This window comes from Cellvibrio sp. (assembly GCF_053579595.1).
Genome location: NZ_JBRFPI010000066.1, coordinates 1 through 15,360 on the forward strand (window position 1 = coordinate 1; position 15,360 = coordinate 15,360).

Here is a 15,360-nt window from a genome sequence, read left to right on the forward strand (position 1 = left end):
GATATTTTTGCTCAGGGTGTAGCTAAGTCCATACAAAAATCCCGCTAGCGCATATACCCACACAGCTGCGCCGCTAATGCCAGTGTGAATCGCCACAAAAACCCCCGTCACCAGCAGGAGCGGAATAATTTCTTGCAGCGCGCGGTTAGCGGTAAAACTTGCGATGGCATTGCGCAGATTCTGCTGAAATAAAAACCGCATAAATACTTCTTCAGCTACGCAGGTTATGAACAAACTTACAACCGCAAACTGCAGAATTTGTTCAATCGGTTTAGGCTGCCACCGCAAGCCCAATAACAGAATCGCTACGCCGATAATTAATAGCGGAGCCAGAAGCAGAACAGAAATGGAACTCCACTTACCCGCAGTAAATTCATTTACGCGCAATTTTGGCCACAGTAAATACAACAACAGAAAACCGGCAATGCCTTTTGCAAGATCAACCGACAATTCATAGCGCGCAGTTTCTCCAGCCTCGCCCGCCAAATTAAATAACTGCGGATAAGCAAATCCCTCCGGCTCATAACTCGCCACCCAAAACGCCAGCGGCACCAACACTAAAAACAAACCCACTTTAATCCAGTGATTTAATTCTTCTTTGCGGAAAAACCACGCAAGGCAGGCAACCCCCAAGAGACCAATCGCATTAGCCAAAGGCAACCAACCCACAAAGACCAACACAGCAACCAAAGCTGCCAGCACCAAACCGCATATCAATTCTTTTTTATTCACGATAATTTTTCTTCAAAGTTCTGTAGATTGGGTCGGGCCGCGCAGGTCGGGCCGCGCAGGTCGGGCCGCGCAGGCTGAGCGCAGCGATACCCAACGCATCAAGGTAAAAGTATCGCCGCTGGATCAAGATAGAACGCCTTCTTCCACCCTTGTGTTGTATCGTCAATCCGCCAGAGATAAGGCACCAGCGTCACAACAGAATAATGCAAATGCGGCGGCTTGCCTTTGGCGTTGCCACTATCCCCCAAACTCGCAATGGTTTTACCGCTCCATACGGGTTCGCCGATAAATACCGAATCAGCACTCAAATGCGCATAATAATGCACTCGCCATTTTGGCCCCAAGACCGCAACTACTTTGCCACCACGCGGCAACTCACCCGCAAAAATCACCAACCCATAAGTGGTCGATAAAATCGGTGTATTCATCTTGCCAAAAATATCAATCCCCTTATGCACACCGGATTTCCCCCAAGGCTCAAACCAAAAGGACTTTACATTCCAATCTTTTGCAGTGGCATTTTGGACGGGGATCTTGGAGAATTCAGGCAGGAATAAAATGATTACGAAAATAACGAGGAATATTTTTAAGGCTTTGCGTTTTATACTTATGTTTTTCATATGAACCCACTGGAGCAGTAACATCAAATTGTCACGCTCCATTCGCGTCTAATTTTTCATTCCGATATTTTTATTTAACTGATCACACAAGGACTTTATATATCCATCGAGTTTTTTCTGTTCATTAACCTGACTCGAACCTGCAATTACGGATACTTTCGTATTTGCACTATCGTCAGTAGCAATTGTTACATATATAACTGCGCCATAACTAAAAGGAGATGTTGGTGTTTTCACTTGCATAATTTTATATATATAGCTTCCCGAATCCTTTTTTATTTGATGCCAGCTGTCCGTATTGGCGTCACCCTTACGGGATAAATACTGATAACTCAAGCCAGCATAGTTGTAATCTGGATATTGATCGCCCGAATACATAATCTCCCATTTGAGATCATATATTGACCTCCGTGCCGCATTAAAAACCACTTCAGGAGAATCCGAAAAAACAAATTTTTCTTTATATAGCACATCTTCCGACGAAACTCTTTTACCATCAAAACCCGAACAACCAATCATACACATAACAAAAAACAACACAAAAATTCGCATACAACCCCCTCATCCATTAAAAATAAATTTTTATTTTATCGCAGTCAGCCTTATCCATTAGACCTGAATTGGCTTCACATGAGAACCTAACTTTATTATTTTTAGTTTCAGCCAACTTAGTTTTTACTCCGGGATAATTATGATTCACCTCCAATTCAGCACCGAATATGTCACTTGGCAACACTTTTAACTGAGGATAACGATAGTTACTCTCCAACCTAAACTCCCCTAAATAATGCGACTCTCCTTGCCTGGTGGAAAAACTAATTGTCTGCTTTGAAAAAATTAAACTTACATTACCAACACGAGCCTGTTTTAAAAGCCATGCCCCAGGAGGCAACTTAAATACAAAATACCTATGACCCGTAGGAATCTGACTGGCAAAAACAGAATCAGTTAATGTATCTCTCATTGATTTACGATCTATCTGTGACCCTTCTACTACACTTTTGGATGCAACATCATATTGCACAAAAGTAAACATCGGATCTTTATAATCTGTCCTTATATCCAAGCCAAATACGATCAATGAATTCAAATCTTCACTGTTAAACTCAATATTTTTATCCGCTCTATTCGAAGCGCAGCCAGTCAGTACGAGCACCCATACAAATAGAAACATTCTCATCGCACCACTCCTCTTATTAAGACTTTAATATCCATCAAAAATGTAATTTGGTATGACCAACAAATCAAATACCCAGCCCAACAAAAAAGCCGACTCTCTCGAATCGGCTTTTAATTTTACATATTACTTACTCACCAAAAAACTTCTTAACCCCATCAAACCAACTCGACTGTTTCGGCGAGTATTTCCCGCCTTTCATGGTCGTTTGGAATTCCTTGAGCAAGTCTTTTTGTTTACTGGTGAGGTTGACCGGTGTTTCGACTACAACACGGCAAAGCAAATCGCCCACTCCGCCACCGCGTACCGGCGTTACACCTTTGCCGCGCAATTTAAACAGTTTGCCGGTTTGGGTTTCGGCCGGAACTTTTAATTTTACGCGGCCATCGAGTGTGGGTACTTCCAATTCACCGCCGAGCGCAGCATCGACAAAATCGATAGGAACTTCACAATATAAATCGGCGCCGTCGCGTTTGAAAATATTGTGTTCGCGCACGTGCACCTGCACGTACAAATCGCCGCTTGGTCCACCGTCTGCGCCCGCTTCGCCTTCGCCGGATAAACGGATGCGGTCACCAGTGTCCACACCTGCTGGCACTTTAACGGAAAGGGTTTTGGTTTCTTCAGTGCGGCCCTGACCGTGACAGGATTTGCATGGATCAGAAATAATAGTGCCGCGCCCGCGACAGGTAGGGCAGGTTTGTTGCACCGAGAAAAAGCCCTGTTGCATACGCACTTGACCGTGCCCGCCACAGGTTGTACAGGTAACGGGTTTGCTACCGGGTTTTGCACCTGAGCCGTCGCAGGTTTTACAGCTGACGAGTGTAGGCACTTTTATTTGGACGCTGGTGCCTTTAACAGCTTCTTCCAAACTCAGTTCAAGGTTGTAGCGCAGATCAGAACCGCGCGCAGGCCCACCACGACCACCGCGTCCGCCGCCACCACCAAAAATATCGCCGAACACATCGCCAAAAATATCGCTAAAGTTATTAAAGCCAGCACCGCCACCCATGCCCGCCTGACCATCAACGCCCGCGTGACCGTGACGATCATAAGCAGCGCGTTTGTTGTCATCGGAAAGTACTTCGTAGGCTTCGTTTGCTTCTTTGAATTTTTCTTCCGCAGAGGGATCGTCCGGGTTTCTATCCGGATGGAATTTCATCGCCACGCGGCGGTAAGCTTTTTTCAATTCTGCTGCGTCTACACTTTTTTCGACGCCGAGGACTTCGTAGTAATCGCGTTTTGCCATGGTTACACCGGTAGTAGAAATGTGTTTTACATTTCAAATAATGATTTCATCGTAGCCCGTATGGAGCCTAGCGTAATACGGGGTTGATCATTTAAAACATTCCCCGTATTTCGTTAGACTTCATACGGGCTACATTTGCCAGATTCTTACATGACAAATGCGGGCAAGCCCGCATTTGTTTTTGTTACTTCCTGAACAGTGAACGAAAACTTATTTGTTGTCTTCTTTCACTTCTTCAAATTCAGCATCCACTACGCCGTCATCTGCTGCTTTGCTGTTGCCACCGGCTTGCTGTGCACCAGCGCCAGCATTTGCACCTGCCGCTTGTTGCTCCGCGTAAAGTTTTTGCGCAAGTGAGCCTGAAGCTTCAGTCAACTTGGTAGTGGCCGCTTCGATCTTCGCCAAATCTTCTGACTTGGCGGCATCGCGCGCTTCAGTCAACGCCGCTTCAATCGCCGATTTTTCATCTGCAGTTGCTTTATCGCCCGCTTCTTTCACGGTTTTTTCTGTTGCATGGATCAAACCTTCGAGAGTGTTGCGTGCAGCAACCACTTCAGCAAATTTACGGTCAGCATCAGCATTGGCTTCTGCGTCTTTGATCATTTTCTGGATTTCATCGTCGCTCAAACCGGAAGAGGCTTTGATCACGATAGACTGTTCCTTACCAGTAGCCTTGTCTTTCGCGCTTACGTTCAAAATACCGTTGGCGTCGATGTCGAAAGTCACTTCAATTTGCGGCATGCCGCGTTGCGCCGGTGGAATATCGCTCAGGTCAAAACGGCCGAGTGATTTATTTTGCGACGCCTGCTTACGCTCACCTTGCACGACGTGAATCGTTACTGCGGTTTGGTTGTCATCAGCAGTCGAGAAAATTTGTGATTTCTTGGTAGGAATCGTGGTGTTTATCTCGATCAACGGAGTCGCAACGCCACCCATGGTTTCAATACCGAGAGTCAATGGAGTTACATCCAACAACAATACGTTGGTGGTATCGCCTGACAACACAGAACCTTGAATTGCAGCACCGATTGCTACTGCTTCATCCGGGTTTACATCTTTGCGCGCTTCTTTACCGAAGAAATCCGCAACCGCTTTTTGTACCAGCGGCATACGGGTTTGACCGCCTACCAAAATTACATCGTCAATTTCGCTCAGCGATTTACCGGAGTCTTTGATCGCGGTTTTTACTGGCTCCATGGAGCGATTAACCAAATCTTCTACCAGCGACTCTAATTTTGCGCGGGTCAGTTTTACCACCAAGTGTTTCGGACCAGTTGCATCGGCAGTGATGTAGGGCAAATTCACTTCAGTTTGCTGGCTGGATGACAATTCGATCTTGGCTTTTTCAGCCGCTTCTTTTAAGCGCTGTAGCGCCAGTGGATCGTTGTGCAAATCGATACCGGTATCTTTCTTGAAAGTTTCTGCGAGGAATTCAATCAAGCGCATATCAAAGTCTTCACCGCCGAGGAAAGTATCGCCGTTGGTTGAAAGCACTTCGAATTGATGCTCGCCATCAACGTCGGCAATTTCGATAATGGAAATATCAAAAGTACCACCGCCCAAGTCGTATACCGCGATGGTGCGATCGCCCACACCTTTATCCAAACCGTATGCCAGTGCAGCCGCGGTTGGCTCGTTGATGATACGTTTTACATCCAGGCCTGCGATGCGGCCGGCATCTTTGGTGGCTTGACGTTGTGAATCGTTGAAGTAAGCCGGAACGGTAATGACCGCTTCAGTTACTGTCTCGCCGAGATAATCTTCAGCGGTTTTTTTCATTTTCTTCAATACTTCAGCAGAAATTTGCGGCGGTGCTTTTTTATCGCCTTTCACTTCTACCCATGCATCGCCGTTGTCGGCTGCAACAATTTTGTACGGCACCATGGAGATGTCTTTTTGCACAACATCGTCTTTGAATTTACGGCCGATCAAACGCTTTACCGCATACAAGGTGTTGTGCGGGTTAGTGACTGATTGACGCTTGGCGGATTGACCCACCAGAATTTCATCGTCGTTGGTGAATGCAATAATTGACGGCGTAGTGCGATCGCCTTCGGCGTTTTCAATCACTTTTGGTTTTCCGCCTTCAAGTACAGATACACAAGAGTTGGTGGTACCCAAGTCGATGCCGATAATTTTGCCCATGGTGTTGCTCCTAAAAATTGCTATGTGTTGCTAAGTGCAATGACACGAATAACTTGCACTGAATTGTTGGTTTCTTGCCGCTATCGGCAGTTATTTTCTATATTGGCGCGAGTGAAATTAATTCAAGTCCAGCGCACAAAAAATCCTTACATTTGTTGTGGTTTCCCGCGCGCCCTTCTGTTGCCTCTCACGAGAATCAGGGCGCTTTGGATACCACCACCATCGCCGGACGAACGAGGCGACCGTGTAAGGTGTAACCCTTTTGGAAGCAGGTAAGTACGGTATTGGGTTCTACATCCGGATTGGGGACAGCAGAAACTGCTTGATGCAAGTTGGGATCAAATGGCTCACCTTCCGGACTGACCGCAATGACTTGATGACGGGCGAGCGCATCGACAAACGATTTATGGGTAAGCTGGATACCTTCAATCACTGCGGCAAAAGCTTCATTGCCACTATCGATAGCGGCGAGCGAGCGCTCCAGGTTATCGACAACTGGCAACAAATCGTTGACCATTTTTTCCAAGCCAAACTTGTGTGCCTTCTCAACATCTTGCTCCGCGCGGCGGCGGGCGTTTTGTGCCTCGGCTTGTGAGCGCAGGGATTGCTCTTTGGCAGATTCGTAGGCTGTTGCCAAGGTTGCCAATTGAGCCTGCAGTGCTTCCAGGCTGGGTTCGTTGGCAGTTTGCGTCTGCTCAGCCGCATCCTCACCCGGATTGAGCGGCTCGGCGGTGTTTTGGATATCGCTATAGTCTTGGGTTGACACTTGGGTACTCCATCGCAGGTTGGGCGGATACAGGGATAACACTGGTCCGCTTGAATTACTGTGGACGCTATATGGGGCTCGCGCGGGGGGATTCAAGTTTTTGTCGCCAAAGTTTTTCCCGATCTGGCCTCAACACTAAATAAGCGCGACCAACTTGCTGGCAGCGACAAATTGCTGCCTATACTCAAAGCAGAATTTTTATACCGACCCTTGGCGGTCACAACCCACAGAAAGCCATCTAAAAAAGCGCACAATTCAGGTGCGTAATTGTTGATTTTTGCGCCAAAAGAGTGAATCCGAACCTTAATAACCATTTGGGTCGGAAAGTCGAACTTATGCGTTTAAATACTATTTGACAACGTTGTCCCTTGCGCATAAGGTCAATCAACACCTGTTTATAACTTAGCCACTCCCAGGGGGCACAATGTCACTGCGCGTCAAAATCTGGATCGTCTCCGCTCAAATTCTTATCGGCTTACTGGGAATTATGCTGATTGGCTTGTACACCGTGCGCTACACCAGCAACCAGGACAACGCGGCGCGTGTAGAACAGTTACTCAATAGCACCTACGCCACCGTCATCCAGATGGAGCAGATGGCCGCACGCGGCGAGCTGGATGATGAAACTGCCAAAAAAATCGCCACCACGCTGTTGCGCAACAACATCTATCACAAGTCGGAATACGTTTATGTCGCCGATGAGAAGTTGAACTTTGTTGCTGCCCCACTCGACCCACAAATTCACGACACCAGTTTCCACGAATTTAAAGATGGCAATGGCCGCAGTGTGGGTGAGATCTTGCAAAAAGCAGTCGAAAAGGCCAACGGCCAACTCGCACGCTACAACTGGACGCAAAAACAAGCCGATGGGTCGATTGAAGAAAAGCTCTCAATCGCCAAGCTCTCTCCGCGTTGGAAGTGGGTAGTAGGCACTGGAATAGGGTTTAACGAAGTAAATTCCCGCTTTTGGGAAACCGCCAAATGGCAGTTAACGGTCTGTTTACTGGTGATGCTATTCATAGTGGTGCCGGTGGTATTGTTTGCCCGTAAACTGGATCGCGGCCTGGGTGCTGAATTGAAAGAGGTGCTGACGCTGGTGCGCGCAGTAGCGGGCGGCGACCTGACCGAGCGCGATGTACACCAGGCGCCGGAAGACAGTATTTACGGATCGGTGGTACGTATGCGCCATGCGCTACGTGAGGTGATCGGCGGCATATCGCAAATGGTGGCACGCCTGCACTCTATCAGCGATGACATAGTCCACAAGGCCGAAACCAGTACCGCCATGGCGGAAGACCAAAGCATCAACACCATCAAGATTGCCTCCTCGGCCGAAGAATTTAATATGCAGACCAAGGATGCAATGCAGCAGGCCAAAGTCGCCACCAACCAGACTGACCACGCCTCCAAAACTGCTAACCAGGGGCAAAAACTGATCTCCAGTGCGGTGAAAAGTTTTGTGGAAATCGACAACAGCGTGATCCAGACCCAGGGCAGCATTGATGATCTGGCCAACCGGATCAACAGTATTTCCGCCGTAATTTCTGTGATCAGCGAAGTCGCCAACCAAACCAACCTGCTCGCACTCAATGCCGCAATCGAAGCAGCGCGCGCCGGCGAACAAGGGCGCGGATTTGCTGTAGTAGCCGACGAGGTGCGCCAACTCGCCCAGCGTACGACGCAAGCGACCAGTGAAATCAGCGAAACCATTACTGCCGTGCAGAACTCCAGCCGCGTTGCCAAACAAAATATGGATGACATGGTAGTGCAACTGAAAGAAGGTATTGGCCAAACCCGCCAAGGCGGTGAAATTGTGGAGAGCGTGCGCCGCGAGACCGATGAAGTCGCCAAGATGGTGGCGCATATCGGCAGCTCGCTGATCGAACATGTACAGGCGAGCAGTTTGATCCTGGAGTATGTCAGCCAGGTTGAACAATCGTCACTGGGCACCAAAGATGCAGCCCGCGGCACACTTATGGCGTCGCAGCAAATTCGCGATGCCTCCGATGAACTCAGCCGCCAACTGGAAGGCTTCCGCTTGTAATTGAACCGGCAGCAGCTTGCCACCCTGACCGCAGATACTGTATAAATAGCCAGACATTTATTCCCATTAAATGTCTGGCTATTTTATTGCGGCAACACCTGCGAGGCGCCCATGCTAACCCATCTGAATATCCAAAACTTCACCTTGGTTGACCAGCTCGATCTGGATATCAAACCCGGTATGACGGTGATTACCGGTGAGACGGGCGCAGGTAAATCCATTGTATTGGATGCATTGGCACTCACCTTGGGCGACCGAGCCGAAGCAGACCGGGTGCGCACCGGCGCCAGCCGCGCCGACATCACCGCCACCTTCGATACCAGTGCCATTCCCGGTGCGCAGGAATGGCTGTTCAATATGGATTTACAGCAGCCGGACAACCCGCAGGAGTGCCTGCTGCGCCGCCTGATCAACAACGAGGGCAAATCCAAATCCTATATCAACGGCCAGCCAGTCACCTTGCAACAGCTGCGGATTTTGGGCGAGATGCTGATTGATATCCACAGCCAGCACGAACATCAATCGCTGCTGATCAAGGATACCCATCGCCGCCTGATCGACGAATTTGCGGGCCAGACCGATCTGGCAAAACAAGTGCGCCTCGCCTTCCGCGAGTGGCAGAGCCGGCTCGAACACTTTATCCACCTGCGCGACAACGCCGCCGATGTAAGTGCGCGCTTCCAACTGCTCAGCTATCAATTTAACGAGCTTGAGCAGCTTGGCTTGCAACCAGGCGAGCAGGCCAAATTGGAGGCGGAGCAGCGCAGCCTCGCCAACGCCGAAGAGATACTGCACGGCAGCCAGCAGCTGGCGGCATTTTGCGGCGATGACGAGCAGGGCTTGAGTGTAAACCTGCATCGCGCCCTGCACATTTTACGCAACCTGCCGGAGAAATCGGCAGCACTGCAAACGGCGGAGGAACTGCTGACCAGTGCCCAGATCCAGGTCGAAGAGGCGCAGCATGAGATTGATCGCCATATCGACAGTTTTAACCTCGACCCGGCGCGCCTCGCTGTAGTTGAGGATCGTTTGTCGGCGATTTATGACCTGGCACGCAAACACCGAATCCAACCGGAAGAGTTGCCGGCGTTTATCGAGAAACTCAGTGCAGAGCTGGAGCAGTTGCAGGGTGGCGATGGCAAACTCGACCAACTCGCACAGCAGGTTGCGCAGGCTGAAAAAGCCTATCGCCAGTTGGCCGAACAACTCTCAGCCAAACGCAGTAAAGCAGGCACCAGCCTCGCCAAGCAAGTCAATGAACAACTCAAATTATTGGCGATGACCAATGCCAACCTCAGTGTCAGCTTGCTCCCGCTTACCGATAAACCCGGCCCCAATGGTTTGGAGGACGTGGAGTTTTTAATCAGCACCAACCCCGGCCAAGCGCCGCGCCCGCTGGCTAAAATCGCCTCGGGCGGCGAGTTATCGCGCATTAGCCTGGCGATTCAGGTGATTACCGCCAAAACCTCGGCCACCCCGACGCTGGTGTTTGATGAGGTAGATGTCGGTATCGGCGGCGCTACGGGTGATGTGGTTGGTCATCTATTGCGGCAGTTGGGAGAACGCGGGCAAGTTATCTGTGTCACGCATTTAGCGCAGGTAGCGAGCAAAGGCCATCAGCATCTGCAGGTAGTGAAGACATCCAGCAAAAAGAGTGCGGAATCTACCTTGGTGGAATTAGCAGGGGAAAGCAAAGTGGAAGAGATTGCGCGCATGTTGGGCGGCTTGAAAATTACCGATCAATCCCTGGCGCACGCACGTGAAATGCTGGCGCTTTAGCAAAATACCGGGCGAGCCAACCGCTGAAAATAAAAAGGGCGCGATAAATCGCGCCCTCAAGCGGGTAAAACAAATCAACGTTTTCTTTCATAAAGCACTAACGTTTACCGCATCTAGCACTAACTTTCTTACATGGAACAGGGTTACTTGGAAACAAATCACCAAAAACATCGCTACCTAAACACTTGCCTTTCTCGCACTAACGTTTCTTTCTCACATACAACACTAAACTGTGATCGGTCAGTTCGAAACCATACTCCGCTACGATACGTTTTTGCAAGGCTTCAATTTCATCATTATGGAACTCAATGATGGTGCCGGAATCTATATCGACCATGTGATCATGATGTTCACCGCGCGCCACTTCAAACACTGAATGGCCGCCATCAAAATTGTGTCTCACTACCAAACCGGCGGTCTCAAATTGGGTCAACACCCGATAGACAGTCGCCAAGCCTACATCATCACCTTGTTCCATTAGCGCTTTGTAAACATCTTCCGCGCTCATGTGATGCTTTTCAGAGGATTCGAGCATTTGCAAAATTTTCACACGTGGCAAGGTCACTTTAAGACCCGCTTTGCGCAGTTCGTGGTTACCGTCTGCCATTATTTCCCCCAAACCCTTCTCAGTGTTCCTGTGGTTCGGGTATTATCCGCGTTCATTTTCGTTAGTGGAAGCCCTTGTATGAAATTAGCCAGCCGTGTTTTTCTGGCCGTGGTCTTAGTCTCCAGCCTCACCGCTTGCTCCAGCTTCCGCTTTCCCGGTGTTTACAAAGTCGGTATCCAACAGGGTCACATCATCACGCAAGAGATGGTAGAGCAACTGAAGCTGGGCATGTCCAAACGGCAAGTGCGCTTTGTACTCGGTAATACCTTACTGCCCGATACATTTAATGATGACCGTTGGGATTATCCTTACAGTGTACGTCGCGGGTCACAGGGTGAGATCACCCAATACCTTTACACTGTCTATTTTGATAATGACAAGCTGGTAAAAACAGAGGGCGATTACTTGCCAGGTAAAGCTCCACTCACAGGAGAGAAATCGGAGAAGTATCTGGATGATATGAACCGCGATGTGCCTGTGCCTACCGAAGACAGCACCCCCCCGAAAGTACCTGATCCGGAAGAGCTCGAATAATCGCAAAAGCCATCCCTGATTAATAACAACGCCCGGTCAATCCGGGCGTTGTATATTTGAACTCACTGTTTTCAGAATGATGATTATCGACTCAGGCAGATACGGTTGCGCCCCTCAGCCTTGGCGCGATAGAGCGCCGCATCCGCTTCTTGCAGCAATTGTTCAGCGCGCCCCACACCCGGCCGATAAGCGGCGATACCTGCACTGAGCGTGACATTAAAGGTGCGCTGGTCAACCGTAAAACTGATATCGCGCAGACGCTGGCGCACATCTTCCATCAACACTTGCGCCTCTTCACGGCTGCAGCGCGGCAACACAGCAACAAACTCCTCGCCTCCATAGCGCCCCACTGCATCGGTTTTGCGCAAGCGCTGGCGCAATAAATGTGCAATCGCCTTGATCACCTTGTCGCCCGCCGGATGGCCGTAGGTGTCATTGACTTGCTTGAAGTGGTCGAGGTCGAGCATCACTACACTTAAATTTTCTTCACTGCGCACGGCACGGCTCAGCTCTGCATCCACTTGTTCTTTAATGCGCGAATGTTTCAAAAGGCCAGTCAGGCTGTCGCGATCCAGAGCATCACTCAGCTGGCGGCTGCGCGCCGCTCGCACGGACACAGCAGTGATAAGTTCACGATCGCCCAGTGGTTTACTTAAAAAATCATCGCCTGCGCGCCCCATGGCCACCGCGCGCTTCTCCACGTCCTGCTCCGATGACAGATAGGTGATGGGGACGCGCAGCCAATCCTGATTGAGACGAATGACCTGGGCCAACTCGATGCCGTTGCAGCCGGGCATGTTGATGTCGAGCAAAATGAGTTCCGGGTGAAAATCCTGCAGCACCTCAAAAATTTCATTGGGATTATTGCTCACTTCCGCCCGGATATCGGCAGAGTTCAACACCAATTTATAGTGCTCGGCCAGCGCAAAGTCATCATCGATAATCAATACCCTGTAGGGCGCGCTACGATGGCGGTCAAGATAGTATTCAAAGCAGTCGACCAGGCGAATGATATCCAGCGGCTTCACAAAATAACCCACCGCACCCGCGCGCACCGCCGCGTGGTAAGCCTCAAAATCCGTGCGGGTGGAGACAAAAATCACCGGCACAGGCGCGGGTAAATTCTGCTGCAAAATCGCCACCGCCTCGGGGGTTTCACGCCCCTCTTCAGTAAACATAATGTCGCAGATCATAAAATCCGGCGGGCGCCGCAGCACTTCAACCTCGGCAGCGGCGATAGTGGAAAAATGCACGACTTGATGGCCGAAGTGACGCAGGGTCATGCAGACTTCGTCGGCAACATCGGGGTCGTCCTCCAGTACGTAGATCAGCGTGTTGGTCTTTAGCGGGGCACTTTGCGATACCAGGGGAATTTTTTTGGCGCTATCGCCCTGTGCCTGCCCATCCAGTGCGGCAACGGCAACCGCAAAGACACGCAACATACCCAGATCCAACTGGTTAGCCGCCAGCCACGTCTGCGTTTGCAGCTCCAGTTTCTTTGCTTGCTTGCCGAGGTCGGGAAAACCAAAACTGCCTGCCGAACCCGCTAGTTTATGCAATTTCTGATTGAGTTGATCGAGTGTATCGCGCTGGAATTCGGGCTTCGCCAAATCGCTAACAAGATGCCGCAACGACTGGATTTCGGCGGGCAAGCGCGCCGCATAGTCGTCACGCAATGCCTGAAGTTTTAGCGCAATTTCAGCATTTTTATCCATGGGTAACCGATGCCTGGGAGACAGGGGAAATTTTATTGTCGTTTTTGCGCAAGACCTATCGGCGTCTACCATGCCGGGAAGTTCCGCAGTCTAGTGTGAATAATAGGTGTGAATTCGGCGTTTAGCCAATCAAATGGAATAACGCCAACGCGCTTTTTTCCACCACAAAAAATTTATTCCCACTGCGCTCCGCCCGACAAAAAATCCCCGTCTATACTCACCAGAACAGACTTAACCTCTACCTCCGCTGTCAACTATTTGGAACCACATGCTCAAACGAATCGCAGTCAAAGATATCCAGCTCGGCATGTTCATATGTGAATTTTGCGGTTCCTGGATGGAGCATCCCTTTTGGAAAACCAAATTTTTGCTCACCGACGAAAAAGACCTGCAGGCAATTCAGGCCAGTGGGATCAAAGAGCTGTGGATTGATGTCACCCAAGGCGCCGATTTAGATAAAGCAGTCCCGGGAAAAACAGAAGAGGAAGTCGCACAAGAAACCGAAGCGGTATTACTTGAGGCGGAAAACACTCAAAGCAGAGAAAAAATATCGCTGGAGGATGAAATACAAACTGCCGCCAAACTCTGCGCCAAAGCTAAAGAAGCCGTGATTGAAATGTTTAGCGACGCTCGCATGGGCAAAGCGATTCAAATCGAGCAGGCAAAAGCACTAGTAGAAGAGATTTCCAATTCCGTCATGCGCCAGCCGCATGCATTGATCAGCCTCGCGCGGCTGAAAACTGCCGATGAATATACTTATATGCATTCGGTTGCGGTGTGTGCGCTGATGATTGCCCTTGCACGCCAATTAAACCTCGATGAGGAAATGGTGCGCGAAGCCGGTTTCGCCGGACTGCTGCACGATATTGGCAAAGTCGGCATTCCTATGAAAGTGCTTAACAAACCGGGCAAACTCACTGACAGTGAATTCGCTATCGTGAAATCCCACCCGGAAGTCGGCGCCAAGATTTTAATTGAAAGCTATCAAGTCAGCCCTATGGTGCTGGATGTTTGTCTGCACCACCATGAAAAAATGGATGGTACTGGCTACCCGCACGGACTCAAGGGCGAGACTATCAGCCTCTATGCCAAAATGGGTGCAGTCTGCGATGTCTATGATGCAATTACCTCCAATCGCCCCTACAAAAAAGGCTGGGCACCCGCCGATTCCATTCGCAAAATGGCGGAGTGGAGCAAGGGGCATTTTGATGAAGCTGTATTCCAGGCTTTCGTCAAAACCGTAGGTATTTACCCCACAGGTTCACTGGTGCGCCTGGAAAGCGGGCGGCTCGCGGTCGTGGTAGAGCAGCACGAAACATCGCTGCTGAGCCCGCGTGTAAAAGTGTTTTACTCGGCCAAAACCAAAATGCCGATCATCCAGGAAACACTGGATCTGGCCAAACTGGTGGGTAAAGAAAAAATTATCGGGCGCGAATCGCCCGACGACTGGGGTTTTAAAAATCTCGATATGCTGTGGTCGGGCATTAGTTAGACAATTACTGTCTCGACCACCCTCTATTGTCTTAACCAGATATCGCGCAGCTCCTGCGCCAGCGTCATAGGGTCAAACGGTTTGGCGATAACACCTACCGCTCCCAAATTGAGATAACCCTCCACCTCTTGCGGCTGCACCTTCGCGGTCATAAATACTACCGGTGTCGTTGCCAATTCGGGAAACGCGCGCAACCCCTTAAGCGTTTCCGGGCCATCCATACCCGGCATCATCACATCCAGCAATACCAAATCCGGTTTGAAGTGCAGAGCTTTCGCCAAGGGATCGCTGCCGCAGTTGCAGGCTTCGAGTGTAAATCCATTGATAGTTTCCAATACCATTACGGCGATGGCCTGAATATCCGGGTCATCTTCAACGTACAAAATGCGGGTTAATTCATGATCCATTACAGTTACCTGATTAATGTATTTAACATGGGTTTTTGTGTTGCTATCCGATCGTATTCACCATTGGAAAACGCCCAAAAAAAGTGGCGCCCT

14 protein-coding genes are annotated in these 15,360 nt (G+C 49.8%); 4 read left to right on the forward strand and 10 right to left on the reverse strand.

Going from position 1 to position 15,360, the window contains the following annotated elements; translation table 11 throughout:
• The 7 genes from ACWA6V_RS06235 to grpE all read right to left on the reverse strand — a co-directional run.
• Positions 1 to 732, reverse strand: a 732-nt coding sequence (locus ACWA6V_RS06235; RefSeq protein WP_449521666.1) for a CPBP family glutamic-type intramembrane protease, incomplete at its 3' end; no start/stop codon positions are given.
• 98 nt (positions 733 to 830) lie between these two features.
• Positions 831 to 1,352 (reverse strand): M23 family metallopeptidase, encoded by a 522-nt coding sequence (locus ACWA6V_RS06240; protein ID WP_449521667.1) that lies wholly within the window; start codon positions 1,350 to 1,352, stop codon positions 831 to 833.
• Positions 1,353 to 1,400: 48 nt separating this feature from the next.
• The gene (locus ACWA6V_RS06245) at positions 1,401 to 1,904 is read right to left on the reverse strand and encodes a hypothetical protein (protein WP_449521668.1); all 504 of its coding nucleotides are present in this window, start codon (positions 1,902 to 1,904) and stop codon (positions 1,401 to 1,403) included.
• 16 nt (positions 1,905 to 1,920) lie between these two features.
• Positions 1,921 to 2,532 (reverse strand): hypothetical protein, encoded by a 612-nt coding sequence (locus ACWA6V_RS06250; RefSeq protein WP_449521669.1) that lies wholly within the window; start codon positions 2,530 to 2,532, stop codon positions 1,921 to 1,923.
• Positions 2,533 to 2,659: 127 nt separating this feature from the next.
• Positions 2,660 to 3,778, reverse strand: coding sequence for a molecular chaperone DnaJ (dnaJ, locus tag ACWA6V_RS06255; protein ID WP_449521670.1), 1,119 nt, complete (start codon positions 3,776 to 3,778; stop codon positions 2,660 to 2,662).
• Between the two features lie 210 nt (positions 3,779 to 3,988).
• Entirely contained in the window at positions 3,989 to 5,923 is a 1,935-nt protein-coding gene (gene dnaK, locus ACWA6V_RS06260) for a molecular chaperone DnaK (RefSeq protein WP_449521671.1), read from the reverse strand.
• 196 nt (positions 5,924 to 6,119) lie between these two features.
• Complete coding sequence (gene grpE / locus ACWA6V_RS06265) at positions 6,120 to 6,689, reverse strand: nucleotide exchange factor GrpE (protein ID WP_449521672.1); 570 nt, start codon at positions 6,687 to 6,689, stop codon at positions 6,120 to 6,122.
• A 424-nt stretch (positions 6,690 to 7,113) separates the two neighbouring features.
• Here grpE and ACWA6V_RS06270 point away from each other — a divergent pair, with 424 nt between their 5' ends.
• On the forward strand, positions 7,114 to 8,733 hold the full coding sequence (locus tag ACWA6V_RS06270; protein ID WP_449521673.1) for a methyl-accepting chemotaxis protein: 1,620 nt from the start codon (positions 7,114 to 7,116) through the stop codon (positions 8,731 to 8,733).
• Positions 8,734 to 8,844: 111 nt separating this feature from the next.
• Positions 8,845 to 10,512, forward strand: coding sequence for a DNA repair protein RecN (gene recN / locus ACWA6V_RS06275; RefSeq protein WP_449521674.1), 1,668 nt, complete (start codon positions 8,845 to 8,847; stop codon positions 10,510 to 10,512).
• 199 nt (positions 10,513 to 10,711) lie between these two features.
• Here the strand turns inward: recN and fur are convergent, their stop codons facing one another.
• A complete protein-coding gene (gene fur / locus ACWA6V_RS06280; RefSeq protein ID WP_310074599.1) occupies positions 10,712 to 11,119 on the reverse strand; it encodes a ferric iron uptake transcriptional regulator in 408 nt (135 codons plus the stop codon).
• A gap of 78 nt (positions 11,120 to 11,197) precedes the next feature.
• Here fur and ACWA6V_RS06285 point away from each other — a divergent pair, with 78 nt between their 5' ends.
• Positions 11,198 to 11,653 (forward strand): outer membrane protein assembly factor BamE, encoded by a 456-nt coding sequence (locus ACWA6V_RS06285; protein ID WP_449521675.1) that lies wholly within the window; start codon positions 11,198 to 11,200, stop codon positions 11,651 to 11,653.
• Positions 11,654 to 11,736: 83 nt separating this feature from the next.
• Here ACWA6V_RS06285 and ACWA6V_RS06290 read toward each other — a convergent pair whose 3' ends face one another.
• Positions 11,737 to 13,368 carry a diguanylate cyclase gene (locus ACWA6V_RS06290; protein ID WP_449521676.1) on the reverse strand — a complete coding sequence of 544 codons (1,632 nt, stop codon included), beginning with the start codon at positions 13,366 to 13,368 and terminating at the stop codon, positions 11,737 to 11,739.
• Between the two features lie 268 nt (positions 13,369 to 13,636).
• On the opposite strand from ACWA6V_RS06290, the gene ACWA6V_RS06295 reads away from it, so the two are divergent.
• Positions 13,637 to 14,860 (forward strand): HD-GYP domain-containing protein, encoded by a 1,224-nt coding sequence (locus tag ACWA6V_RS06295; RefSeq protein WP_449521677.1) that lies wholly within the window; start codon positions 13,637 to 13,639, stop codon positions 14,858 to 14,860.
• Positions 14,861 to 14,883: 23 nt separating this feature from the next.
• On the opposite strand, the gene ACWA6V_RS06300 is transcribed toward ACWA6V_RS06295, so the two are convergent.
• Positions 14,884 to 15,267: a response regulator gene (locus tag ACWA6V_RS06300; protein ID WP_449521678.1), complete on the reverse strand. Its 384-nt coding sequence runs from the start codon at positions 15,265 to 15,267 to the stop codon at positions 14,884 to 14,886.
• Positions 15,268 to 15,360 lie beyond the last annotated feature (93 nt).